Annotated in this window: 18 protein-coding genes and 1 other RNA gene; 2 read left to right on the top strand and 17 right to left on the bottom strand. The window is 64.4% G+C overall.

Annotation, left to right across the window (positions count from 1 at the left end; all coding sequences use genetic code 11):
• Positions 1–136: 136 nt before the first annotated feature.
• From VM94_RS04265 to ubiD, 6 genes are all read right to left on the bottom strand, one after another.
• Positions 137–1357, bottom strand: a complete 1221-nt coding sequence (locus tag VM94_RS04265) for a CaiB/BaiF CoA transferase family protein (protein WP_046682335.1) — start codon at positions 1355–1357, stop codon at positions 137–139.
• A gap of 7 nt (positions 1358–1364) precedes the next feature.
• Positions 1365–1955 carry a recombination mediator RecR gene (recR, locus tag VM94_RS04260; protein ID WP_034786598.1) on the bottom strand — a complete coding sequence of 197 codons (591 nt, stop codon included), beginning with the start codon at positions 1953–1955 and terminating at the stop codon, positions 1365–1367.
• Between the two features lie 47 nt (positions 1956–2002).
• On the bottom strand, positions 2003–2329 hold the full coding sequence (locus VM94_RS04255; protein WP_034759121.1) for a YbaB/EbfC family nucleoid-associated protein: 327 nt from the start codon (positions 2327–2329) through the stop codon (positions 2003–2005).
• Positions 2330–2371: 42 nt separating this feature from the next.
• Complete coding sequence (dnaX, locus tag VM94_RS04250) at positions 2372–4732, bottom strand: DNA polymerase III subunit gamma/tau (RefSeq protein ID WP_046682334.1); 2361 nt, start codon at positions 4730–4732, stop codon at positions 2372–2374.
• Between the two features lie 239 nt (positions 4733–4971).
• Positions 4972–5070, bottom strand: an RNA gene (gene ffs / locus VM94_RS27670) — signal recognition particle sRNA small type.
• A gap of 125 nt (positions 5071–5195) precedes the next feature.
• Positions 5196–6680: a 4-hydroxy-3-polyprenylbenzoate decarboxylase gene (gene ubiD, locus VM94_RS04245; protein ID WP_082127552.1), complete on the bottom strand. Its 1485-nt coding sequence runs from the start codon at positions 6678–6680 to the stop codon at positions 5196–5198.
• Positions 6681–7158: 478 nt separating this feature from the next.
• Here ubiD and VM94_RS04240 point away from each other — a divergent pair, with 478 nt between their 5' ends.
• On the top strand, positions 7159–8076 hold the full coding sequence (locus tag VM94_RS04240) for a lytic transglycosylase domain-containing protein (protein ID WP_052755503.1): 918 nt from the start codon (positions 7159–7161) through the stop codon (positions 8074–8076).
• 121 nt (positions 8077–8197) lie between these two features.
• On the opposite strand, the gene nusB is transcribed toward VM94_RS04240, so the two are convergent.
• The 3 genes from nusB to ribBA form a co-directional block, all read right to left on the bottom strand.
• Complete coding sequence (nusB, locus tag VM94_RS04235; protein WP_034786595.1) at positions 8198–8668, bottom strand: transcription antitermination factor NusB; 471 nt, start codon at positions 8666–8668, stop codon at positions 8198–8200.
• A gap of 91 nt (positions 8669–8759) precedes the next feature.
• Complete coding sequence (ribH, locus tag VM94_RS04230) at positions 8760–9242, bottom strand: 6,7-dimethyl-8-ribityllumazine synthase (protein ID WP_034759563.1); 483 nt, start codon at positions 9240–9242, stop codon at positions 8760–8762.
• Positions 9243–9304: 62 nt separating this feature from the next.
• A complete protein-coding gene (gene ribBA, locus VM94_RS04225; protein WP_046682331.1) occupies positions 9305–10420 on the bottom strand; it encodes a bifunctional 3,4-dihydroxy-2-butanone-4-phosphate synthase/GTP cyclohydrolase II in 1116 nt (371 codons plus the stop codon).
• 445 nt (positions 10421–10865) lie between these two features.
• On the opposite strand from ribBA, the gene VM94_RS04220 reads away from it, so the two are divergent.
• Positions 10866–11291, top strand: a complete 426-nt coding sequence (locus VM94_RS04220; RefSeq protein WP_034759136.1) for an OsmC family protein — start codon at positions 10866–10868, stop codon at positions 11289–11291.
• On the opposite strand, the gene VM94_RS04215 is transcribed toward VM94_RS04220, so the two are convergent.
• The 8 genes from VM94_RS04215 to VM94_RS04180 form a co-directional block, all read right to left on the bottom strand.
• Positions 11288–12691 carry a hypothetical protein gene (locus VM94_RS04215; protein WP_046682330.1) on the bottom strand — a complete coding sequence of 468 codons (1404 nt, stop codon included), beginning with the start codon at positions 12689–12691 and terminating at the stop codon, positions 11288–11290. The two genes, VM94_RS04220 and VM94_RS04215, sit on opposite strands and share 4 nt — an antisense overlap.
• A 98-nt stretch (positions 12692–12789) precedes the next feature.
• Positions 12790–13425: a riboflavin synthase gene (locus VM94_RS04210; protein WP_046682329.1), complete on the bottom strand. Its 636-nt coding sequence runs from the start codon at positions 13423–13425 to the stop codon at positions 12790–12792.
• 27 nt (positions 13426–13452) lie between these two features.
• Positions 13453–14553: a bifunctional diaminohydroxyphosphoribosylaminopyrimidine deaminase/5-amino-6-(5-phosphoribosylamino)uracil reductase RibD gene (gene ribD, locus VM94_RS04205; protein WP_046682328.1), complete on the bottom strand. Its 1101-nt coding sequence runs from the start codon at positions 14551–14553 to the stop codon at positions 13453–13455.
• Positions 14554–14592: 39 nt separating this feature from the next.
• Complete coding sequence (locus tag VM94_RS04200; RefSeq protein ID WP_235432820.1) at positions 14593–15168, bottom strand: GspH/FimT family protein; 576 nt, start codon at positions 15166–15168, stop codon at positions 14593–14595.
• Positions 15169–15177: 9 nt separating this feature from the next.
• The gene (locus VM94_RS04195) at positions 15178–15681 is read right to left on the bottom strand and encodes a type IV pilin protein (RefSeq protein ID WP_082127551.1); all 504 of its coding nucleotides are present in this window, start codon (positions 15679–15681) and stop codon (positions 15178–15180) included.
• A 55-nt stretch (positions 15682–15736) separates the two neighbouring features.
• The gene (locus VM94_RS04190; RefSeq protein WP_082127550.1) at positions 15737–19570 is read right to left on the bottom strand and encodes a pilus assembly protein; all 3834 of its coding nucleotides are present in this window, start codon (positions 19568–19570) and stop codon (positions 15737–15739) included.
• Positions 19567–20223, bottom strand: coding sequence for a pilus assembly PilX family protein (locus VM94_RS04185; protein ID WP_046682326.1), 657 nt, complete (start codon positions 20221–20223; stop codon positions 19567–19569). Before VM94_RS04185 ends, VM94_RS04190 begins: the two co-directional genes overlap by 4 nt.
• A 12-nt stretch (positions 20224–20235) precedes the next feature.
• Positions 20236–21204 carry a PilW family protein gene (locus VM94_RS04180; RefSeq protein ID WP_046682515.1) on the bottom strand — a complete coding sequence of 323 codons (969 nt, stop codon included), beginning with the start codon at positions 21202–21204 and terminating at the stop codon, positions 20236–20238.
• Between the last annotated feature and the right edge of the window lie 11 nt (positions 21205–21215).

Below are 21215 nucleotides of genomic sequence, written 5' to 3'. Positions count from 1 at the left end.
ATAGATATCAGATGAGTTGCGTAGGTCGGCTTAGCGCGAAGCGCGTAAGCCGACAACATTGTTAACTTGGCCGGTGGTGGCGTCGGATTACGCGGCGTGCCGCCGCTAATCCGACCTATCTCCAAACATCATCCCACTACACCACCCCATCCGCCTTCAGCCGCGCGATGGCGGCAGCATCAAACCCCAGCGACGCCAGCACCTCATCGTTGTGCTGGCCCAGGGTCGGCCCCAGCCACTGGGTCTTGCCCGGCGTGGCGGACAGTTTCGGGCTGATGGCGGGCAATTTGACGGGCGTGCCGTCGGGGAACTGATGCTGTTCGAACATGCCGCGGGCGAGAAATTGCGGGTCGCTCATCATGTCGCGCACGGAGTAGATTTTACCGGCCGGCACATCCGCCGCCTTGAGCACGGCCAGCGCGCTGTCTATCGTGTGCGTGGCGCACCAGGCGCCGATGGCGTCGTCGATTTCCTGCGTGCGCGCGACCCTGCCATCGTTGCGCGCCAGCTGCGGGTCGCCCGCCATGTCGATGCGGCCCATGGCCAGCATCAGGCGCTTGAAGATGGCGTCGCCATTGCCGGCAATCACGATGTTTTCGCCGTCGCCCGTCGTGTAGGTATTCGAGGGCACGATGCCGGGCAGCGAGCCACCCGTGCGTTCGCGCACCACGCCCGCCTGGTCGTACTCGGGCACCAGGGACTCCATCAGGTTGAAGACAGATTCATACAGGGCCACGTCGACCATCTGGCCTTCGCCGGCAGCCGCACCACCCGTCACGTCGCGGTGGCGCAGCGCCATCATGGCGCCGATCACGCCGTGCAACGCCGCGACCGAATCGCCGATCGACACGCCCACGCGCACGGGCGGACGGTCGGCAAAGCCGGACACATAACGCAAGCCACCCATCGATTCGCCGATGGCGCCGAAACCGGGCAAATCCTTCATCGGCCCCGTCTGGCCAAAGCCGGACAGGCGCACCATGATGATGGACGGTTTGATTTGCTTGAGCTGTTCGTAGCCGAGATCCCACTTTTCCAGCACCCCGGGGCGGTAGTTCTCGATGATGATGTCCGCTTCCAGGGCCAGCTGGCGCGCGATGGCGCGCCCTTCCGGCGCTTTCAGGTTCAGGGTAACGCTTTTCTTGTTGCGCGCCTGCACCGACCACCACAGCGAGGTGCCATCCTTCAGCACTCTCCAGGTACGGATGGGGTCGCCGCCATCGGGCGACTCGATCTTGATCACGTCGGCGCCGAATTCGGCCAGCATGCGGGCGCAGAACGGCCCCGCGATCAGGGTGCCCAGTTCCAGCACTTTAATGCCTTGCAATGGACCAGTGGTCGCGGAGGATTCTGTCATGTTGTGGTCAGGTTGCCCTGCGGTCGAGCATCGCGCGGGCAATCGTGCCCGCGTCGACGTATTCCAGTTCGCCGCCCACGGGCACGCCGCGGGCCAGGCGGCTCACGCGCAAGCCCCGCGCCTTCAGCATTTCGCTGATGTAGTGGGCGGTCGCTTCGCCTTCATTCGTGAAATTGGTGGCCAGCACCACTTCGCCGACCACGCCATCGTTGGCGCGGTTCAGCAATTTTTCGAGGTGGATGTCTTTCGGGCCGATGCCGTCCAGCGGAGAGAGCCGTCCCATGAGGACGAAATACAGGCCCTTGTAGGTCAGCGTCTGCTCGATCATCAGCTGGTCGGCGGGCGTTTCCACCACGCACAGCAAGCGCTTGTCGCGCTCTTCGTCGAGACAGGTCTCGCACACTTCATGTTCGGTAAAGGTGTTGCACAGGCCGCAGTGATGCACGGCATCGACGGCCTGGAACAGGGCGCGCGACAGCATGGCCGCGCCTTCCCTATCGTGCTGCAACAAATGAAAAGCCATCCGCTGCGCCGACTTGGGGCCGACGCCGGGCAGGCGCCGCAGCGCCTCGGTCAAGAATTCAAGCGACTTGGACATGGATCAACCTTGTCCCGTGCCATAGATCGAGCGCATGCGGCAGTGCATCAGAATGGCATTTTGAAGCCGGCTGGCAAGTTCATGCCGCCAGTCAAGCCTGCCATTTTTTCAGCGGAGGTCGCTTCCGCCTTGCGCACGGCGTCGTTGAAGGCGGCAGCCACCAGGTCTTCCAGCATATCCTTGTCGTCGGCCAGCAGCGACGGGTCGATGGAGACGCGCTTGACGTCGTTCTTGCAGGTCATGACGATTTTCACCAGGCCGGCGCCGGACTGGCCTTCCACTTCCACCAGCGCCAGTTGTTCCTGGGCCTTTTTCATGTTGTCTTGCATTGCTTGTGCCTGCTTCATCAGGCCAGCCAGTTGATTTTTCATCATGAGAATGCTCCGTTCAATTCAGTTTATGAGTTTTGTTAATCATTAATGCAGGGTCGGCGCGGCGGAGCCGGCCGGTGCAGGGGTAATCGTTCCCGGCACAACAAAAGCGTCGAATGCACGCTTCATGTCGAGCACGAAGGGATCGCTGGCGATGGTTGCTTCCGCTTGCAGCTGGCACGCCTCGCGGTGGGCCTGCGCTTCCGCGCTGGCCGTGTACCAGACGGCGCCCAGTTCCGTGTCGACATTGACCTTGCGGCCGAAACGCTCGCTGAGCACGGCCGCCAGTTTTTCCACGTTGGCCGGACTGCGCCACGTGTCGATCGGTACGCGCAGGCGGAACGTGGTGCTGTGGCCGTCGTGCAGGCATTCGATCAGCTCGGCCTGCACGGCCAGCTGCTGGGCTATGCCGCGCAAGGGCAGCACGGCGGCGACGGCCGGCCAGTTGCCGTCCCAGTCCAGTCCAGGCACGGGCGTGATCACATACGGCCCGCTGGGTGCAGCTTGCTTGGCGGCACGCTGCGGCATGATGACGGCCGGCTGCTCGCTGCTTTGCGCGGCGGGCGCCGCCACGGCAGCCGAAGCGCTGTCGTCGGAAAATTCGGTGACCCACGGCGGCAAGTCGTCGTCGGCTGGCGCCTGCTGTGGCGGCGGCGCGGCAGGACGCGCCTGCTGCACGGGCGCGGGTGCGGGCGGCGCGGCCACGGGCGCTTCCATCACGGCCACGGGTGGCGCATCGTCCCACGGCGCCGGCGCTTTCGCGGCGGCGGACGGTGGCGGCGGAGCGGCCTGGACAGGTGCGGCCGGTGCTGGCGCAGCGGCGACAGGTTCCGCTGCCGGTGCAGGGGCAGCCGGCTTGGGCGCCGACGATGGCGCAGACGGCGCGCTGCCCGGACGGCCTTTCGAAGCGGCACGGGCCGCTTCCAGCGCCGCATTGATGGCGGCGCGGGCGGAACTGATCGGGGCACCCGATGCTGCCGGGGCAGCAGCAGCAGCAGCAGCAGCAGCAGCAGCAGGAGCGGCGGCAGGCGGCGGCGCCGCTGGTGCCGGCGCCGGGGCTGCTACAGCTGCCGGTGCCGGTGCCGGAGCAGTCGCGCGTGGCGGCGGCGCTTCGCTGCGGGCCATGCTGGCGGCAGCGGCTGCCACCACGGCGGGCGGTGTCACGGCAGCATGGCTGGCCACGCTGTTCGTGGCGGCGCGGGCGGCCGGTGCGGATGCGCCTGCCGCGGCGCGCGCGGCGGCCACGGCGGCGGGACGGTTGCCCGGGACGGAGGCTGGTGCCGCCGGCACGCCATCGGCGCCGCCTATGCCGGGCCGAAAGGCCAGCATGCGCAGCAAGGTCATGGTAAAGCCCGCATATTCGTCGGGCGCCAGGCCCAGTTCATTGCGGCCATGCACGGCGATCTGATAAAACAGCTGGACTTCTTCCGCGTCAAACGCGGCAGCCAGACGCACGATGTCCGCGTACTCAGGCAAATCCTGCGGCAAGGCGGCGGGCACGGTTTGCGCCAGCGCAATGCGGTGCAATAACGTACCCAGGTCTTGCAGGGCACCGTTGTAGGACAGGCTGCGCGACGCCATTTCGTCGGCCACGGCCAGCAGATCCGCGCCATCCTGCTGCGCCAGCGCGTCGAGCAGGCGCACCAGGTAGGACTGGTCGAGCGCACCCAGCATGCCTTGCACGGCATCTAAAGTGACTTCGCCGGCCGCGTAGGCGATGGCCTGGTCCGTCAGGGATAGCGCGTCGCGCATGGAACCGTGGGCGCCCTGGGCCAGCAGGCGCAAGGCCGGCTGTTCGAAGGCAATGCCTTCCTGTCCCAAGATATTGTCCAGGTGGCTGATGATGTGGCCGGGCGGCATCTGCTTGAGGTTGAACTGCAGGCAGCGCGACAGCACGGTCACGGGAATCTTTTGCGGGTCCGTCGTCGCCAGGATGAACTTGACGTGCTCGGGCGGCTCTTCCAGGGTCTTCAGCATGGAATTGAACGCGTGGTTCGTCAGCATGTGCACCTCATCGATCATATAGACCTTGAAGCGCGCATTGCTTGGCGCATACACGGCTTGCTCGAGCAGCTGCGCCATTTCATCGACGCCGCGGTTCGACGCCGCATCCATCTCTATATAGTCGACAAAGCGTCCCGCGTCGATCGCCGTGCACGCTTCGCACACGCCGCAAGGCTGGGCTGTGATGCCGCCCGTGCCGTCGGGGCCGATGCAATTGAGCGACTTGGCCAGGATGCGCGACAGGGTCGTCTTGCCGACGCCGCGCGTGCCCGTGAACAGGTAGGCGTGATGCAATCGGCCGCTGTGCAAGGCATGCGTGAGCGCGCGCACGACGTGCTCCTGGCCGACGAGCGTCTCGAAATTCTTGGGGCGGTATTTACGGGCGAGGACTTGATAGGACATGCTGAGATTTTACCATGCGATTTTGCGGGTGATCCTGCGCGGCGGGCGCAAGCCTCATGGCCGGGCCAGCTTAAATCTGGCAAACGCGGCAAAGCAGCAATTGTATAACATGGCCACGTAGAAACAGGGAAAACACGGCAAGCCCGGCAGTGCTGCGGATCGGCAAGAAAACGGGGCCGTAAAAGCAAAAAAGCTGCCCATGGCAGCTTGATTGTTGATCCTGATAAAACATTCCCGAAGGAGGCGAGCCTGATCTGCGGCACTCATGGTTAATAGCCGTGGCTGCTTCGTTCCCGACCTGACCAGGTTAGCCATGCCACGATGCGCAGGGGCCCGCCGGGGACAATTATAACCGACCTGCGCAAGATTGGGAAATTGCCGTGTCAATGCTGCGTAGGCCGGCGTAGGTCGGCTTAGGCCGCAGGCCGTAAGCCGACACTGCTGAGCATTTACGCCGTTGGGCTTAAATGCCCAGCTCCTGCCAAATCCCATCCACCTTGGCCTTCACTTCCGGCGTCATGGCAATCGTCGTACCCCACTCGCGCGTCGTTTCGCCCGGCCATTTATTGGTGGCATCGATGCCCATCTTGCTGCCCAGGCCGCTGATCGGCGAGGCGAAGTCCAGGTAGTCGATGGGCGTGTTGTCGACCAGGGTTGTGTCGCGGATGGGGTCGACCCGCGTCGTGATGGCCCAGATGACTTCTTTCCAGTCGCGGATATTCACGTCTTCGTCAACCACGACGATGAACTTGGTATACATGAACTGGCGCAGGAAGCTCCACACGCCGAACATCACGCGCTTGGCGTGGCCCGCGTACTGCTTCTTGATCTGCACCACGGCCATGCGGTAGCTGCAGCCTTCGGGCGGCAGGTAGAAGTCCGTGATTTCGCTGAACTGCTTTTGCAGCAGCGGCACGAACACTTCGTTCAGGGCCAGGCCCAGCACGGCCGGCTCGTCCGGCGGTTTGCCCGTGTAGGTGGAGTGATAGATCGGGTCGCGGCGCATGGTGATGCGGTCGATGGTAAACACGGGGAAACTGTCCTGCTCATTATAGTAGCCCGTGTGGTCGCCATACGGCCCTTCCAGCGCATGCTCGTAGCCGCTCGGATGGTTTTCGTCCGGGTAGATATGGCCTTCGAGCACGATTTCGGCCGACGCTGGCACGCGCAACTCGCTGCCGATGGCTTTCACCAGCTCCGTGCGGCTGCCGCGCAGCAAGCCGGCGAACTGGTATTCGGACAGACTGTCGGGCACCGGCGTGACGGCCCCTAATATAGTAGCGGGATCGGCGCCGAGCGCCACGGCGATCGGATACGGCTTACCCTTGCTCTGGATCGCGTGCTCGCGGAAGTCCAGCGCCCCGCCCCGGTGCGCCAGCCAGCGCATGATGACCTTGTTGCGCCCCAATACCTGCTGGCGGTAGATGCCCAGGTTTTGCCGCTTCTTGTTCGGCCCCTTGGTGATCACCAGGCCCCAGGTAATCAGGGGGGCGACGTCGCCGGGCCAGCAATGCTGGATCGGCAGGCGCGCCAGGTCGACGTCGTTACCCTCCCAGACGATTTCCTGGCATTTCGCGCCGCGCAACTCTTTCGGCGACATGTCCCACACGGATTTCACCAGGGAACCGAGACCCAGCAGATCCTTGAAATCCTTCGGCGGTTCCGGTTCCTTCAGGCGCGCCAGCACATGGCCGATCTTGCGCAGCTCGCTGACGTCTTCCGCGCCCATGCCCAAGGCCACGCGGCGCGTGGTGCCGAACAGGTTGCCCAGCACCGGCATGGTGTATCCCGTCGGATTATTGAACAGCAAGGCCGGTCCGCCCGCGCGCAAGGTGCGGTCGCAGACTTCCGTCATCTCCAAAATCGGCGAAATGGGGGTTGAAATGGGCTTAAGTTCACCCATTTGTTGCAGTTGAGAAATAAAATCTCGCAAATCTGAATATTTCATGTGTTTTTAATTTTTTTTGACGTCGGACGCCGTTGCTGAAGGATCTATGCCAAGTAATTGATTTTATTGGCTTTTGGCACAATGCAAGTCAAAAAGTAAGACATAAAAGTAATAAAGAAACGATTCGTTAGTATTGACTTGATATAAAACGGCTTCTACAATTCGCCCAACTTGAAAGAGCACGCCGGCCCAGAGCTTGATTTTAGCGTTTCTCTTTCATTCACGGAGTCGGGGCTCCACATGACATTTTAAGGAGTGTTTTCAAAAGGCGTCTGCCTTACCCCCGGTAAAAGTTGTATTGCGACTGATCCAATACCAGAATGGGACCGATCAGCTCAAGCAAGCAATGACGGCGTTTCTCGCACGCATCCATACGCGGCGGAAACGATGATATTTCTGATGCACGGCATTGGCAGTACCCACAACACCGCGACACCGCGGAGGGACTGCCTGTTGACGCGACATTTCGGGGAACTCTATGACTCATCGTAGCACTGAAGCAGCATTGCCTGCTTCAACCGTGGCTGGCCAGCCAGCGTTGGCGCGTTTGCGCGCCCGCGCACAAGCCATTTCGGCACGTGGCGTTTTAACCACGGCGCAACACACACTGACAGTCTTCGGTATTTCCGCCCTGGCACTGATCGCCCTGCTGATGTTCCGCCCTGACCTGGGCAAGCAACTGACGCACAGCCTGTTCCCGCTGCCGATGGCGGAAGCGCAAGCCGTTGAAGCGCCGGCCCTGTCGGCCCTGATGGAAGCGCCTGCTTCCGTGCAAACGGCCGCCGCCAGCGAAGCACCGCTGAGCAAGGAAGAAAAAGCCTTGCTGGGCACGCAAAAGCAGCAGCAATGGGTCACCAACTGGCTCTCCAAGCGTTACCGCGTGGCCAACGATGCGACCAATATGCTCGTCTCGACGGCGTATCTGACGGCCCGTGAAATCAAGCTGGACCCGCTGCTGATCCTGGCCGTGATGGCCATCGAATCGGGCTTGAACCCATTCGCGGAAAGCCCCGTCGGCGCGCAAGGCTTGATGCAAGTCATGTCGAAAGTTCACCATGAGCGCTTCCAGGAAATGGGCGGCGTGCAAGCAGCCCTGAACCCGGTCGCCAACATCCGCGTCGGCTCCCTGATCCTGAAAGACTACGTCACGCGTGGCGGTTCCGTCGAAGCGGGCCTGAAAACCTACGTGGGCGCCGCCAACTTCGCCACCGACTCGGGCTACGGCTCGCGCGTGCTGGCTGAATACCGCCGCCTGAAACAAGTGTCGGCCGGCCAGCGCGTGCCGACCACGACACCGGTGATGGCATCGAACACGCCAGCGCCAGCCAAAGCGCCGGCAGCGGAAAGCGGCATCACCATCAAAGTACTACCCCACAACGAGATCGCCGGCCTGTGACCCTTTAAAAGCCTTCACAGGGGCATCCAAAAAGCAGCACCCAGTAAAAAAGCCACCGCACGCAAGTGCCGGTGGCTTTTTTGTTGCCCTGCGGCAGCAGCCGCAGGGATTACGCTATATATTACTTGCGCTTGTTGGCGCCCACCTCTTCCTCGCGGAATTTCACTGCCAATTTATCCAGCACGCCGTTCACATACTTGTGGCCGTCGATACCGCCAAACGACTTGGCCAGCTCGACCGCTTCGTTGATGACGACGCGGTACGGGATTTCCATGTTGTTCTTCAGCTCGAATGCGCCGATCAGCAGGATGCCGTGTTCGATGGGCGACAGTTCCGCGATATTGCGGTCGATCAACGGAGCCATGCTTTCGCGCAGCGCCAGCGAATCCTTGATGGCGCCGTACAGCAGCACCGTGAAATGATCGCCATCGGCCTTGTCGAACCCGTGGGCCGCGCGAATATTGTTCACGACGGTGGTCGCGTCTTCATTATTCAGCAGCCACTGGTACAAGCCCTGCAGCGCAAACTCGCGCGCGCGGTGACGCGGCGTGCGGTTTTTGCTGGGATTGGCGAGCAAATTTTTCTCAGTCATGATTGTTACCTGTTCTTAAATACGTATGTACTGCAGATAGTGACGAATACCGCGGTGCGCTGCCAGGCAGCACACTGCGGCGCAAGCACGATTAATCCTCGTCTGTGTCTTGCAACTCTTCCAGCGCTTGCGCCAGATTGGCCATTTCCACTGCCACGCGTGCCGCTTCGGCTCCCTTGACCAGCATGCGCACTTCCGCCTGCTCGTCGTTTTCGGTCGTCAACACTGCGTTGGCGATGGGGATGCCGTAATCGAGACCGACGCGCGTGATGCCCGCGCCCGATTCGTTCGATACCAGCTCGAAGTGGTAGGTTTCACCGCGAATCACGGCGCCCAATGCGATCAGGGCGTCGAATTGCTCGGTTTCTGCCATTTTTTGCAGAATCAGTGGGATTTCCAGGGCGCCCGGCACGGTCACGTGCAGGATATCTTCATCGGCCACGCCCAGCTTGCTCAACTCTTCCAGGCATGCCGACAGCAAGCCACCACCGACGATTTCATTGAATCGTGCCTGGACGATACCGACGCGCAAACCTTCGCCGGCAAAATTGGTTTCGTATGCTCCTACGGTCATCATATGCCTCTTTATCAGGTGATCAGCGGCCAGCCATGCGCCAGGCCGCTGAAATTATTTAATTACTGCTGGCCAGGATGGCACTGAAAACCGGTCACTTCCAGGTCGAAACCGACCATCGACGGCATCTTGCGCGGGCTGGCCAGCAATTGCATCTTGCTTACGCCCAAGTCGCGCAGGATCTGTGCACCGATGCCATAGCTGCGCAAGTCCATGCTGGCGGCGCGGCCTTTCGGCTTGGCTTGCGGCGTGTCCAGGGCGGCGAACTGGGCAAACAGCTCGCTCGACGTCTCGCCGCAGTTCAGCAAGACCATCACGCCCCGCTCGGCCTGCTTGATGGCAGCCATCGAGGCGGCCACCGTCCACGAGTGGGTGGTCGCTTCGCTTTCCAGCACGTCCAGCAGTGAAACGGGCTGGTGCACGCGCACCAGCGCTTCCAGGCCGGGAGCCAGGTCGCCATGCACAAGGGCCAGGTGGGCCGATGCGCTGGGCTTGTCGCGGAAGGCGATCAGACGGAATTCGCCGTGCGCCGTGTGCAGGGTGCGCTCGGCAACGCGCTCGACCAGGGACTCGGTCTGGCTGCGGTAATGGATCAGGTCGGCAATCGTGCCGATTTTCAGGCCATGTTGCTCGGCAAACACCAGCAAGTCCGGCAGGCGCGCCATGGTGCCATCGTCCTTCATGATTTCGCAAATCACGGATGCGGGCGTCAAGCCGGCCATGGCCGTCAGGTCGCAACCGGCTTCCGTATGGCCTGCGCGCATCAGCACGCCGCCCTTTTGCGCTTTCAACGGGAAGATATGGCCGGGCTGGACGATATCGCTGGGCTGCGTACCCTTGGCAACAGCCACCTGGATGGTCTTGGCGCGGTCGGCGGCGGAAATGCCCGTCGTCACGCCTTCGGCCGCTTCGATGGAAACAGTAAAGTTGGTACCGTAGGCGGTGCCGTTGCGCGACGTCATCATCGACAGGTTCAGCTCGTCGCAACGCTCTTCCGTCAGGGTCAGGCAGACCAGGCCACGCGCATGCGTGATCATGAAATTGATGGCTTCAGGCGTCACGAAATCGGCGGCAAGCACCAGATCGCCTTCATTTTCCCGGTCTTCTTCATCGACCAGTATCACCATGCGGCCGGCGCGCAATTCAGCGACGATCTCTTCGGTGCTGGATATAGACATTGTTCATCCTCGTATGACGCCTGGCCAAACCTGCTGCGCGTCGGTATAGGCGGCCTGCGATGCTCACCGTACCTTCGTACGGTTGCGCGTCTCGGCCACCTCTCCCTTCCGCTCGCGACGGTTTTGCCGGGCGTTGTTAATGTAACTAAAAACTGAACCTAAACCTGAAACATCAAGCGAGAATATTCCTCGAATTTCCGGGAATTTTCTTATAACCTGCTATTTTAAAGGATTTAGCGCTTGCAGACCTGAAATAAGACAGTCCAGCAACATCAATAGGCAGGCCGCTGCCCTGCCTGCCCCACAAAGCCCCGCTTCGCCGATCCAGCGCGCGCGGCAGCGCCAAAGCGCGCGCCGCCGGCCTTGCAAAGAGCATAAGATCAGACTGTCATCGCCACGGCGCTGATACCCCACTCGCAGCGACACCCCACACAGGAGCGGCAATATGAAAACCAACGGATCGGCCATCTGGTCAGGCGGAATCAAGGACGGCAAGGGCGCCATCAGCACGCGCAGCGGCGCCTTGCAGGAATATCCCTACGGTTTTGCCAGCCGCTTCGAAGGCAAGCCCGGCACGAATCCCGAGGAATTGATCGGCGCCGCCCACGCGGGCTGCTTCACCATGGCCCTGTCGCTGATCCTCGGCGAAGCGGGCCTGACGGCGGAAAAGATGGAGACGACGGCCGAAGTAACCCTCGACAAGGTGGACGACGGCTTCGCCATCACGGCCGTCCATTTGATCCTGAAAGCGAAAATCCCCGGCGCCGACCAGGCGAAATTCGAGGAATTGACGGGCAAGGCCAAGGCTGGCTGCCCCGTGTCAAAGCTACTGAAAGCCAACATCACCCTGGACGCCACCCTGCTGCCCTAGATTTTAGGCACGGGCTTGACAGGTTCCACGGCAGCGACGGGCGCCACCAGAGGCAGGCGCGAGTCGCTGGCTGGCAATGGCCGGTTCATCAAGCCGGGATTCAGGGCTGCATTGTTCAGGTTATAGGCGGCGATGGCCGCCGCCACGGATGGGTCTTGCGATGAGGGCAGCGGCACGGCCTGGCCCGCCGCTTGCGCGGCTTGCTGCTGCGTCTGGGCATTTTGCTGGGCCAGTTGGGCCTGCGCCGTCGCCAGGCCCGCATCGGCCTGCCCCTGCGCTGCGTGGGCCAGCGACTGCGCTCGGTCGGAGGCTGCCTGAGCCGCCATTTGCGCGTCGTCGGCGGCCAGCTGCGCCCGCGTCGCATCATCCGCCGCTGCTTGCGCCCGCTGCTGTAATTCCTGCTGCTGCACTTGCCCTTGGCGCAGTTCGCCCACCCTTTCTGCTTCCTGCTGCTGCATCTGCTGATCAGTATTGATGCGTTCGTTATCCAGGCGTTCGGCGTCCAGGCGCAGAGTATCGACGCGCTGGTTGTCCGTGCGCTGCGTCTGCAACAGTTCCGCTGCATCGGCGGCGGCTTGCGCAGAAGGCTGGGGCCGCAGCTCCTGCAAATCCAGGTTAAGCTCGTCCGCTTCCAGTTGCTGCTGCAGTTCCATCTGCCGTTGCGCAATGGCAGCCGTTTGCGGCGGCGCCGCGTCGGCGGCCTGCGTCTGCCCGGCCTGCACCGCATTGGACGGCAGTGCTTCGCCCGTCAAATCTGCTTCGACTCCGGCTGTCAGCGGCGCGCCCTGCTGCCGGGCCAGCACGGCGCCCACCTGCGCCAGCACGTCCGTTCCCTGTTGCAAAGCGTCCAGGGTGGCATTGCTGTCGGCCGCATAGGCGGCCTGTAACGTTGGCGCATCGACATCTTCATTGCGCAAATCGATGCCGATGCGGGCCAGTTGCGCTTGCGTGAGCAAGCGGCCGTCCTGCGCCAGCGCGGCGGCCGCATCCGTCGTGCCATCGCCCGACAATAAATCATAGCGCTGCGCCAGACTGCCCGGCGTGTCGACGGCCGTCGCCAGCTGGCTGGCGTCGATGCCGCTCGTTTGCAGCTGGGCGAACGATTCCGTCAACTGCCGCGCCAGCGCCAGCAAATCGTCATTGACATTCACGGGGGTATTGGCCGCCCGGGCCTCTTCCGTGGCGCCCTGCAGGGCCAGCAGTTGCCGGCGCGACAAGGCCACGCCGGACAGGAACTGGCCCAGCGGAGAGATATCGACCTGGGTCGAGGACTGGATGGCAAGGGCCGCCGCCGCGCTGGACGGCGGCACGGGCAGCGTGGGCGCCAGCGGCGCCGTCGCACCTACGCGGGGCGTGGCCGGGATGGTGTTGGGCACGGTTGCGCGCGAAATCGGGTCCATGACTAGCCTCCACTGCGGAAAGCTTCATAGTATGCGCGTCTGAAGGAAAAGCAACACACGCTTGGCAAGGCCGCTCGTGTGCTGCTTCAAGCTGTGTGTTAAGCGGCAGCCTTGTCCAAGGACAGCATGCGCTCGACATAGCGGGCGATCAGGTCGATTTCCAGGTTGACCTTGCCATCAACCGTCAAGTGTTTCAAGGTCGTCATGGCGATCGTGTGCGGGATCAGGTTGATCGAGAAACGGCAGCCGTTGACGGCGCCCGCGCCCAGGTCTTCCACACGGTTGACGGTCAGGGACACGCCATTGACGACGACGGAACCCTTGAAGGCCAGGTATTTCGCCAGTTCGTGCGGCGCTTCGATCACCAGTTCCCACGATTCGCCCACGGCTTCGAATTTGCGCACGATGCCCAGGCCGTCGACGTGGCCGGAAACCAGGTGGCCGCCCAGGCGCTCGGCCAAGGTCAGGGCTTTTTCCAGGTTCACGTCCGTGGTGGTATCGAGGCCCACGGTGCAATTGAGGCTTTCGCGCGAGACATCGACGGCAAAGCCCGTGTCCGACTTTTCCACCACCGTCATGCAGGCGCCATTGATGGCGATGGAATCGCCCAGGGCCACATCGGCCAGCGGCAAGCCGCCCGCGTGGATGTTCAGGCGCACGCCTGCATCGAGGCCGCCGTCGAGCGGCTGCACGGTTTCAATCTTGCCGATGGCGGCAACAATTCCTGTAAACATGAACTAACCCTATAAAGTGTGAAAGTATTAATTGCGCTGGGCGAATCTTGCAAGGATACGCACATCTTCGCCCACTTGCTGAACCTGGTGAAATTGCAAAGTGCGCTGCTGCTTGATATCCGTCAAGGCGGGCAAGGCAAACATGCCTTGCGCGTCGCCCAGCAAGGTGGGCGCCAGGTAGACCAGCAGCTCGTCGACGCAGTCTTCGCGGATCAGCGAGCCGTTCAGTTTGGCGCCGGCCTCGACGTGGACTTCATTGATTTGCCGGCGTCCCAGTTCCAGCATCAGCGCGGCCAGGTCGACCTTGCCGTCCCCGTTCGGCAGCATGATGACTTCCGCGCCGAGCGCCTGCAGCTGCGCCTGCTTTTCCGGGTTGGCGACGGCCGACACTATCCACGTGCCGCCACCTTGCAAGATGCGCGCGTCGAGGCTGATGTCGAGCCGGCTGTCGACGACGATGCGGCGCGGCTGGCGCGGCGTCTCGACGGCGCGCACATTCAATTGCGGGTCGTCCGCCTTGACCGTGCCGATACCCGTCAGGATGGCGCAGGCGCGCGCGCGCCAGGCGTGGCCGTCGGCGCGCGCCTCCGGCCCCGTGATCCACTGGCTTTGGCCATTGTGCAAGGCCGTCATGCCGTCCAGGCTGGCAGCCGTTTTCATGCGCACCCACGGCTTGCCGCGCCGCATGCGCGAAAAGAAGCCGATGTTCATTTCATAGGCTTCGTCGGCCAGCACGTCCGCGGTGACGGCGATGCCGGCCGCTTCCAGCTTGGCCAGCCCCTGCCCCGCCACCAGCGGGTTCGGGTCCGTCATGGCGGCCACGACGCGGCCCAGCCCCGCGCGCACGAGCGCATCGGAGCATGGCGGGGTACGGCCGTGATGGTTGCACGGTTCCAGGGTGACATAGGCGGTGGCGCCGCGCACGTCGTTGCCGCGCACCGCCGCATTGGCCAGCGCTTGCACCTCGGCATGATCCTGGCCGGCCGCCTGCGTCACGCCGGCGCCGATCACCTGGCCATCCCTGACGATCACGCAGCCGATGCGGGGATTGGGCGAGGTCGTGTACAAACCGCGCGCCGCCCATTCCAGCGCCAGGCGCATGCCATCGATATCGTTGAGTATTTCCACGGGCTTCTTTGCTTGAAGGTAAATAATTGGTCAGTCTTGCTACGAACTGTCGGCCACGCCGCTGCAATTGACCGCCTGCTGCTGCGGATCGCACACGCGCACCCTGCCCAGCATATTGATTTTAATATGCCGTACCTGCTTTCCCAAAGCCAGGGACAAGGTGCCCCAGCGCGCCGCCAAACTATTGGTCGCGCTGCAACTGCGTCCTGCGCCATTGTAGGCGATATAAAACGGCGCCGTGGCCGAGGAAAACGCGAACTGGGCCGTAATGCCCTCCGGCAGCGGTCCCTGGCGGAACAGCAATTCGTCATCGCCATCGAACGCGAGATTGGCATTGCGGTCGATGAATACCAGCCAGCCTGCGCGCCAATCCGTGCCACCGGGCCCGGCCGGCATCAGCAGCACGCGCTGTCCCCGCGCCATCGCCTGCGCCCGCGTCAGTTCGATGGCCGAAAACAAGTCCGTGGCCGCCGCGCGCACCTGCTGGCGCGCCAGCACCTGCTGCAAGCTGGGCATGGCGGCGGCCGCCAGCAGCGCGGCAATCGCCAGCACGGCCAGCAATTCGAGCATGGTGTGCCCGACGGTGCGTACAGTCCACGGTGGACGCTTGCGCATGGCCATGGCCTAGGGCCAGCAATGGCTGGCTGGCCCGCTGCTGCCGCGCTCGCCCGTGCTGCTCAAGGACAGAACGCCGCAATCGGCATCCTGGAAGTGCGCATCGACCTTGGACGTGCCCGGCAGGGCGCGCAACAGCACGCATTGCCCGATCGCCAGGCCGGGACAGGCCAGTGCCTCGATTTCATACGCGCTGCGGGCCGCGCCCCCGTCGCCGGACCACCATGGAAACTGCTGCGCCTGCTCCGCCGGCGACGCCGAGGAAAATGCCAGATAGTGATTATTCTGCGAGTAATAGCGCTCCTGCTGTTGCATCAACCGCAGCAGGGTCGCCTGCCCCTGCACCCGCTTGGCGCGCACGACGTGACCATGATAAGCGGGCACGGCCAACGCCATCAGCAGGCTCATGATCGCCAGCGCGGAGAGCAGTTCGATCAGGCTGAAGCCCTGCGGGTTGGCAGCGGGAGCGCCACCGTTTGCAGCGGGTCCATTCCGCCTTGCCAGCGTCCCCATGCGATCTCCCCTTTCAAAAAGCGCCAGCCGATATGCTGCAGTGCCTTGCCGAGGCCTATTTTTTCTTGGCCGCCTCGTGCAATTCGCGCCAGTTCGCCACTTCGCGCCAGCTGAGGCGCCGGGCCGGCAGCGGTGCGCTGACGACCTTGAGCACCGCCCCGCTGGCCGCGCCGGGCAAGCCAGGTTGCAGCACGGCCAATTCCTTGCGCCCCTCGGCCCGCCCTGCCGCCGTCGCGGCGCCCACCGTGCTGTTCAGTTCCAGCGCCAGCGGCGGCGCGCGCGCCAGGCCATCGAACAAGCGTCCCGTCTGCTCGCCCGCCTGCACGACACCGGCGCCATCGGCGGCAAAGCCGCTCAGCACATCGAGCACGTACAGGCGCGTGGCCGGCTTGGCGCAAGGATCGCGCCTTGGCAAGACCGTATTGAACAGCACCTTGCCGGCGGCCAGCACGGCACCGTTGATGCTGCGTTCGCCCGTCTGCGCGGTATCGAGAAAATCGAGGTACCAGCCGCGCATGGCGTCGCTGCCCGTGTAGCGCAACTCGGCGCCGTCGACGCGTACGCCGCCTGCCGTCTCGCCCAGGCTGCGCTGCTCCAGGTCGCTCCGGCTGCGCGTGGGTGAGCTTGCCCGCAGATCGTCGTGCACGGCGTAAAACGACTGCGACAGGAAGGCGGAAGGCCAGGTATCGGCCGCTTCGACCAGCTTGCCCGTGCCAAACAGCAGCAGATAGCCGCCGCCGGGCGCATAGGCCACGTTCAGCTGCTGCGTCACGGGCTGTCGCCGGCCCTGCGCATCGCGCGCAACAAAGACGAGCTTGAGCCCCTGACCGTCCTTCCACGGCGGCCCGGCAGCCATGTCGAGACGCCAGATATTGCCCTGCAAATCGCCCGCATACAGGAAAGCCAGCGCGCCGTCGCCGCCCGGCACCACGACGGGCGGGGCCAGCGCCTGGGGTGTGGCATCCGCATCGCTGTCATGGCCACCATCACCGCCACCGCTGGCCACAGGCACCTTGAGCCGGAAATAATTACTTCCCAACACCCAGGGCATGCCAGGCGCCTTGTCCAGCGCCAGCAGGAAGATGGCAGCCGCCGATGCGGGCGCCGTCGTGTCCTTGCCGTCGTTGACATGGTTGTTGTAGCCGCTGGCGACGATGGCAAAATCGCGGTAGGCAGGCGCGTCCTCCTTGCCGCCCATGTTGATGCGAGCGAAGGCGGGCGGCGCGCGCACGTTGCCCATCAGCTTGTCGTCGCGGTCCGTGAATTCCCACAGCGCCCCCTCCTGCGCGAAGCGGGCCGGATCGGTGATGTCGAGCGCAAACACGCCTTGCGCCCCGCCGCCCATGCCCGACACCAGCACCGTCTTCCAATGCCCCAGCGCCAGCACTTCCGCCGTAGCCGCCCCGCCGTCGAGCAGCGGACCCGGACTGTAGTGAGTGCTCGCAGCGGCTGGCGCAAGGCGCAGCAGGGCTTGCGGCAGATAGGCAAACAATTCGCTGCCCGTGCGCGCATCGAAGGCATGCAGCAAGCCATCGTTGGCGCCCAGGTACAGCATCTTGCGCCGCTCCAATAAGGCCTTGCGGTGCACGCCATAGCCTGCCCCCGGCATGCCCAGCCCCGGCGCCCCCACGTACACGAGATTGCCATACGGCGCCGCACCCAGGTTGCCGGCTCGGCGCCGCAAGAAGCCGCCTGGCTGGCCCACCTCGAGCGTGCGCTGGCCCAGCAGATACGCCAGGCGCACTTCTCCCAGTCCATCGCCGCCGTCGAATGCGCCGCGCTGTTCCGCATCGAGCCCCTTCCAGGCCAGCGGCATCAGGGCGCCCTTGGCATCGAGCGTGTAGACGGGACGCAAGGCCGCCGGCACTCCATCCGGCGCGAGCTTATCCATTCCGCCCGCGCGCCACCATGGCTTGCCAGGAAGCAGTGTCCCATCGGCACCCACGGCAAATGCAGTGCGCGACACGGTCATGCCGCCATCGGCCAGGCGCATCTGCGTCTGGAACCAGTATGCCTCTTCCGTCCCGCTGGCCAGCGCCATCAGGGTTGGCCCGGCAAGCGTCGCTGGCAAGGTCGCCTTGTCGGCGGCAGCAAAGGCTGCGCGCAGTCCCGCGATCAGGGCGGCCGGATCGCTGCCGGGCAGGTAATGGGCGGGCCAGCGGCCATCCAGGCTCCACTCGTCGAACGCGCTGCCCGATACGCTCGTGAAGGGATTGGCGTCTCCGTTCGCATCGAGAAAGCCGCCATATTTGGCTGCCAACAACAAGGGCGTAGAAACAGGCGTGGCGGCCGAATCGCCCTGGCGCAAGTCGCCCGCGTAGTGCTCGACTTTTGCAACGCCGTCGTTCTTGCCACCAGGACGCAGGGCCTGCACGTGCGACCAGTAGGCCAGGCCTGCCGCATGGTAGCTGGCGCCGCCCGCCCCGTCGGCCAGCAATTCCAGTGCCGCCAGGTCGGGCCGTGGTGCGGGGTTGCCTTGCGCCCCACCGCTTTCCAAGCTGCCCACCGCATGCGTCCAGGCCATCGCATCAAACGGCGGCGGCGCAAAGCCATCGGCAGCGCGGGCGCGGTCGCCGTTGGATGCGGGAGTTGCGGGGACATTGCCGGGCACATAACGGTCGCCCGCCATGCCCGCGTCGCCGAGGCTGACGACGACGTGGCGCTGGCAACTGGCCGTTTGCGGGTCGCTCCATGGGCTTACGACCGGCAAGCCGTCGTCGATGGCAGGCGGGGCCGTGGCGGGTGGCACGACGGCGCTCGCTTGTCGTCCCTGCAGGTAGCGCAGCGATTCGTACAGCAATTCGGCCAGTGGCGCCGCGCTGGCGTACGCGCCGGGATGTCCGGCGTTGCCGCGGCCCAGGCCATTGATGTAAGCGGTCACCCCGCCGCCAGGGCCGGCGCTCTGGGGCACATACACACCGGTGGCGGGATTCCACTCGGCGTCGGTATTGTCTTGCGGCATAAAGTCGGGCGCCGTCCAGCGCTGCCGTCCCACGTGGGCCAGCGGCGCGCGCAGCACGCCGCCATACACGGGGCCGGCGCTGGCGGGCTGGCCGTTCAAGTGGCCAAACACGCCCACGCGCACCCGGCCGCCATGGCGCTGCACGGCGCCCACAGGCTTGTAGTTCTTGCCATACGCGAGGCACAAGTCGTCGCGCAGCGGCCCTTCTTCCGTGTCGCAAACGCGCACGCGCGCGAGGAACACGCCGTGCGTGGCCGCAACCCCGGGCGCGTCGCAACTGCCGCCCGGGGGCAGGCTGGCGTCGCCGAACAGCAGGCGGTTGCGGCAGGAAACAATAGCCAGTTGCGCCAGCGCAAACGGTGTGGCCGCAGCCACGCCTGTCTGCAGAACCTTGCGCGGGAAAAAGACGGGGTGGGCAAAGAAGTCGATGGGCTTGTCGGCATCGGGCAAATGAGCGCGCTGCAGCACCGTCTTGCGCACTTCGTCGATGACGCGGTCGCCGCCCGTCAAGGCATAACGGACGATGTCGAGCATGCTGGTGCTGGCCCAGTTGAGAAAATTGCCGCTGAAACTGTCGCCGCCGCAGCCGTGCAGCGCATCGGCCGGCTTCAACACGGAGAAGTAAGCGGTCGCTACGCGCAAGTCGGGCAGCATGACGCCGTCCTTGCTGCGATACGGATAGCTGTAGCACATGCGCGCATGAAAGTACCCTGCGTACTCGCGCTGCGGCGCATAGTCGCCGCCATGCGCGGCAGCGGCGGCCGCATGCGTGAGGGACAGGTTGAGCAGCAGATTCGGCGGCACCCTGGCGCCATGCAAACCCGCGTCGGCCCGCTCCAGCACCACCGAGAGCGGAGCAGCGATGGCGCCGCCGCAAGCCAGGACAATCCAGCCGAGCAGCAGCCAGGCAAACGTCAAAGCCCTCATGGTCCCGCTCCCGTCGCCTGCTTGCGGTAATAACTTTGCAGCACGACTTGCGTGCTTTCCTGTGCGCCAAAACCGATGGCCGTGATGCGGTAGACATAGCTTTCCGTCGCCAGGCCGCCAGCCACTGCCGCGGCCTGCGCGCCGGGCGGGTGAAACGGCAGCAGTTCGATCAGGTAGCGGGGCCGGCGCGACGGCAGGAAACCCTGCCCCGTCTGCATGACGGCGCCCGTAAACTGACCGTATGGCACCGTGCGGCTGCCAGCGTCGGCACCATCGAGGTCCGTACTTAGCCAGAGCGCCGGTGCGTCCGGCGCGGCGGGCAGGCACAGGCCCAGTGCGCCGCCCTCGCCGCAGCCGTCCGCGAACCCTGCCGCACTACCTGCCGCGAAGAGGCTGCTGCGTCCCGGCGCGCCAGGCAAGCCTTCGATATCGTTCTGCGCATCCACCAATGCTTCCTCCGCCGCCTGAAACGCGATCTGCCGGTCGCGCTCGCCGCGTGCCGCCTTTTCGCCCTGCAAGGCCATCTGCGCTGCCGATACGCCCAGCAGCAAGATGATCACCAGCAGGCACAGCACATACACCAGAGTGGCGCCGCCGTGGCGTACACGGGGCAGACGCCACGGTTTGCGACAGTTGACGCCTGCGCCAGCCATCGCGCCGCCCGCCTAGGCAGGCCCGTTGCGCAGCATGATGCTCGTCTGCACCAGTTGCCGCAGCCTGGAACGCGTCGCGGCGGGCAAGGACGCGCGCGCGATGCGCACACCCGTGTCGCTGGCGCCATGCGCCTCGGCATACGCCTTGCCGAACAGATCGAACTGCGCCGGCCCCAGTTCCGCCAGCTTGTCCGCCTGGCCCGCCTCGCCATGCAGCAACAGGGCCACGCGCACGCTGGCCACGCGTTTCCAGTGCGTGCGCCGGTGCAAATCGCGCTGACGCGCGGCCGCATCCGCCCCCTCCAGCACCAGCGCCGCATCGTAGGCGTCGAGCGCAGTGGCGTTGACGTAGCGGTTCGCCACGCCGTCAAACGGCGTATCCGTGTCGAGGCCATACAGCACCTGGAAACCGTCGACGCCGCGAATGACGGCGTCCGCACCCCATCCGTTCGCGCCACGGTATTTGCAACGCAATTCACCCTCGCCATCGGCGCCCTGCGCCACATAGAAAATGCTCCAGCCCCGCTGCGCCTGCGTTTGCGCGGCGCCCACGCCGAAGCCTGCGCAATTGAGCACGGAACCGTCGCCGCCCTCTTCCTTGCCGGCGCCGTAATAACGCAAGGCCAGCACGTCGCTGCCATGCAGGGCGCCGGGCAGCGCGCCGCTGATGCCTTCGCTGTTCTTGCCCAGGCTGCGCGCATCGAGCCCGGCCACATTGGCGCTGTCGTCATCGGCATGGGCGACGGGCGCGGCGCTGCTGTCCCAGTTCACGTATGCCGTCTGGCGCACGGCGCGGGCGATGGTGTCGAGCGCATAACGGCCATTGTCATCGAGCCGCGCGCTGGCGGACTGGTCGCCATAGCTGCCGCTGGTGGCCAGCAGCACGCTACTGGCGGCCAGCATCAGCAGCGCACCGAGCGACAGGGCCACCAGCAATTCGACGAGGCTCATGCCGCGATGCCAGTGCAGGACTTCGTTCATGCGCCGCCTCC

This window comes from Janthinobacterium sp. KBS0711, from assembly GCF_000988085.1.
Classification (GTDB): domain Bacteria; phylum Pseudomonadota; class Gammaproteobacteria; order Burkholderiales; family Burkholderiaceae_D; genus Janthinobacterium; species Janthinobacterium lividum_E.
Note: the sequence above shows the minus strand (reverse complement) of the source record. Positions and strands in the feature narration are given on the sequence as shown.

Bases quoted from the DNA above. Each gene is read 5' to 3' on its own strand.
- VM94_RS04200 (WP_235432820.1), bottom strand. From the start codon at position 15,168: ATGCGCAAGCGTCCACCGTGGACTGTACGCACCGTCGGGCACACCATG.
- VM94_RS04210 (WP_046682329.1), bottom strand. From the start codon at position 13,425: ATGTTTACAGGAATTGTTGCCGCCATCGGCAAGATTGAAACCGTGCAG.
- VM94_RS04240 (WP_052755503.1), top strand. From the start codon at position 7,159: ATGACTCATCGTAGCACTGAAGCAGCATTGCCTGCTTCAACCGTGGCT.
- VM94_RS04255 (WP_034759121.1), bottom strand. From the start codon at position 2,329: ATGATGAAAAATCAACTGGCTGGCCTGATGAAGCAGGCACAAGCAATG.
- VM94_RS04180 (WP_046682515.1), bottom strand. From the start codon at position 21,204: ATGAACGAAGTCCTGCACTGGCATCGCGGCATGAGCCTCGTCGAATTG.
- VM94_RS04195 (WP_082127551.1), bottom strand. From the start codon at position 15,681: ATGGGGACGCTGGCAAGGCGGAATGGACCCGCTGCAAACGGTGGCGCT.
- ribBA (WP_046682331.1), bottom strand. From the start codon at position 10,420: ATGTCTATATCCAGCACCGAAGAGATCGTCGCTGAATTGCGCGCCGGC.
- VM94_RS04220 (WP_034759136.1), top strand. From the start codon at position 10,866: ATGAAAACCAACGGATCGGCCATCTGGTCAGGCGGAATCAAGGACGGC.
- VM94_RS04185 (WP_046682326.1), bottom strand. From the start codon at position 20,223: ATGGCTGGCGCAGGCGTCAACTGTCGCAAACCGTGGCGTCTGCCCCGT.
- nusB (WP_034786595.1), bottom strand. From the start codon at position 8,668: ATGACTGAGAAAAATTTGCTCGCCAATCCCAGCAAAAACCGCACGCCG.
- dnaX (WP_046682334.1), bottom strand. From the start codon at position 4,732: ATGTCCTATCAAGTCCTCGCCCGTAAATACCGCCCCAAGAATTTCGAG.
- VM94_RS04265 (WP_046682335.1), bottom strand. From the start codon at position 1,357: ATGACAGAATCCTCCGCGACCACTGGTCCATTGCAAGGCATTAAAGTG.
- ubiD (WP_082127552.1), bottom strand. From the start codon at position 6,680: ATGAAATATTCAGATTTGCGAGATTTTATTTCTCAACTGCAACAAATG.
- ribH (WP_034759563.1), bottom strand. From the start codon at position 9,242: ATGACCGTAGGAGCATACGAAACCAATTTTGCCGGCGAAGGTTTGCGC.
- recR (WP_034786598.1), bottom strand. From the start codon at position 1,955: ATGTCCAAGTCGCTTGAATTCTTGACCGAGGCGCTGCGGCGCCTGCCC.
- VM94_RS04190 (WP_082127550.1), bottom strand. From the start codon at position 19,570: ATGAGGGCTTTGACGTTTGCCTGGCTGCTGCTCGGCTGGATTGTCCTG.
- VM94_RS04215 (WP_046682330.1), bottom strand. From the start codon at position 12,691: ATGGACCCGATTTCGCGCGCAACCGTGCCCAACACCATCCCGGCCACG.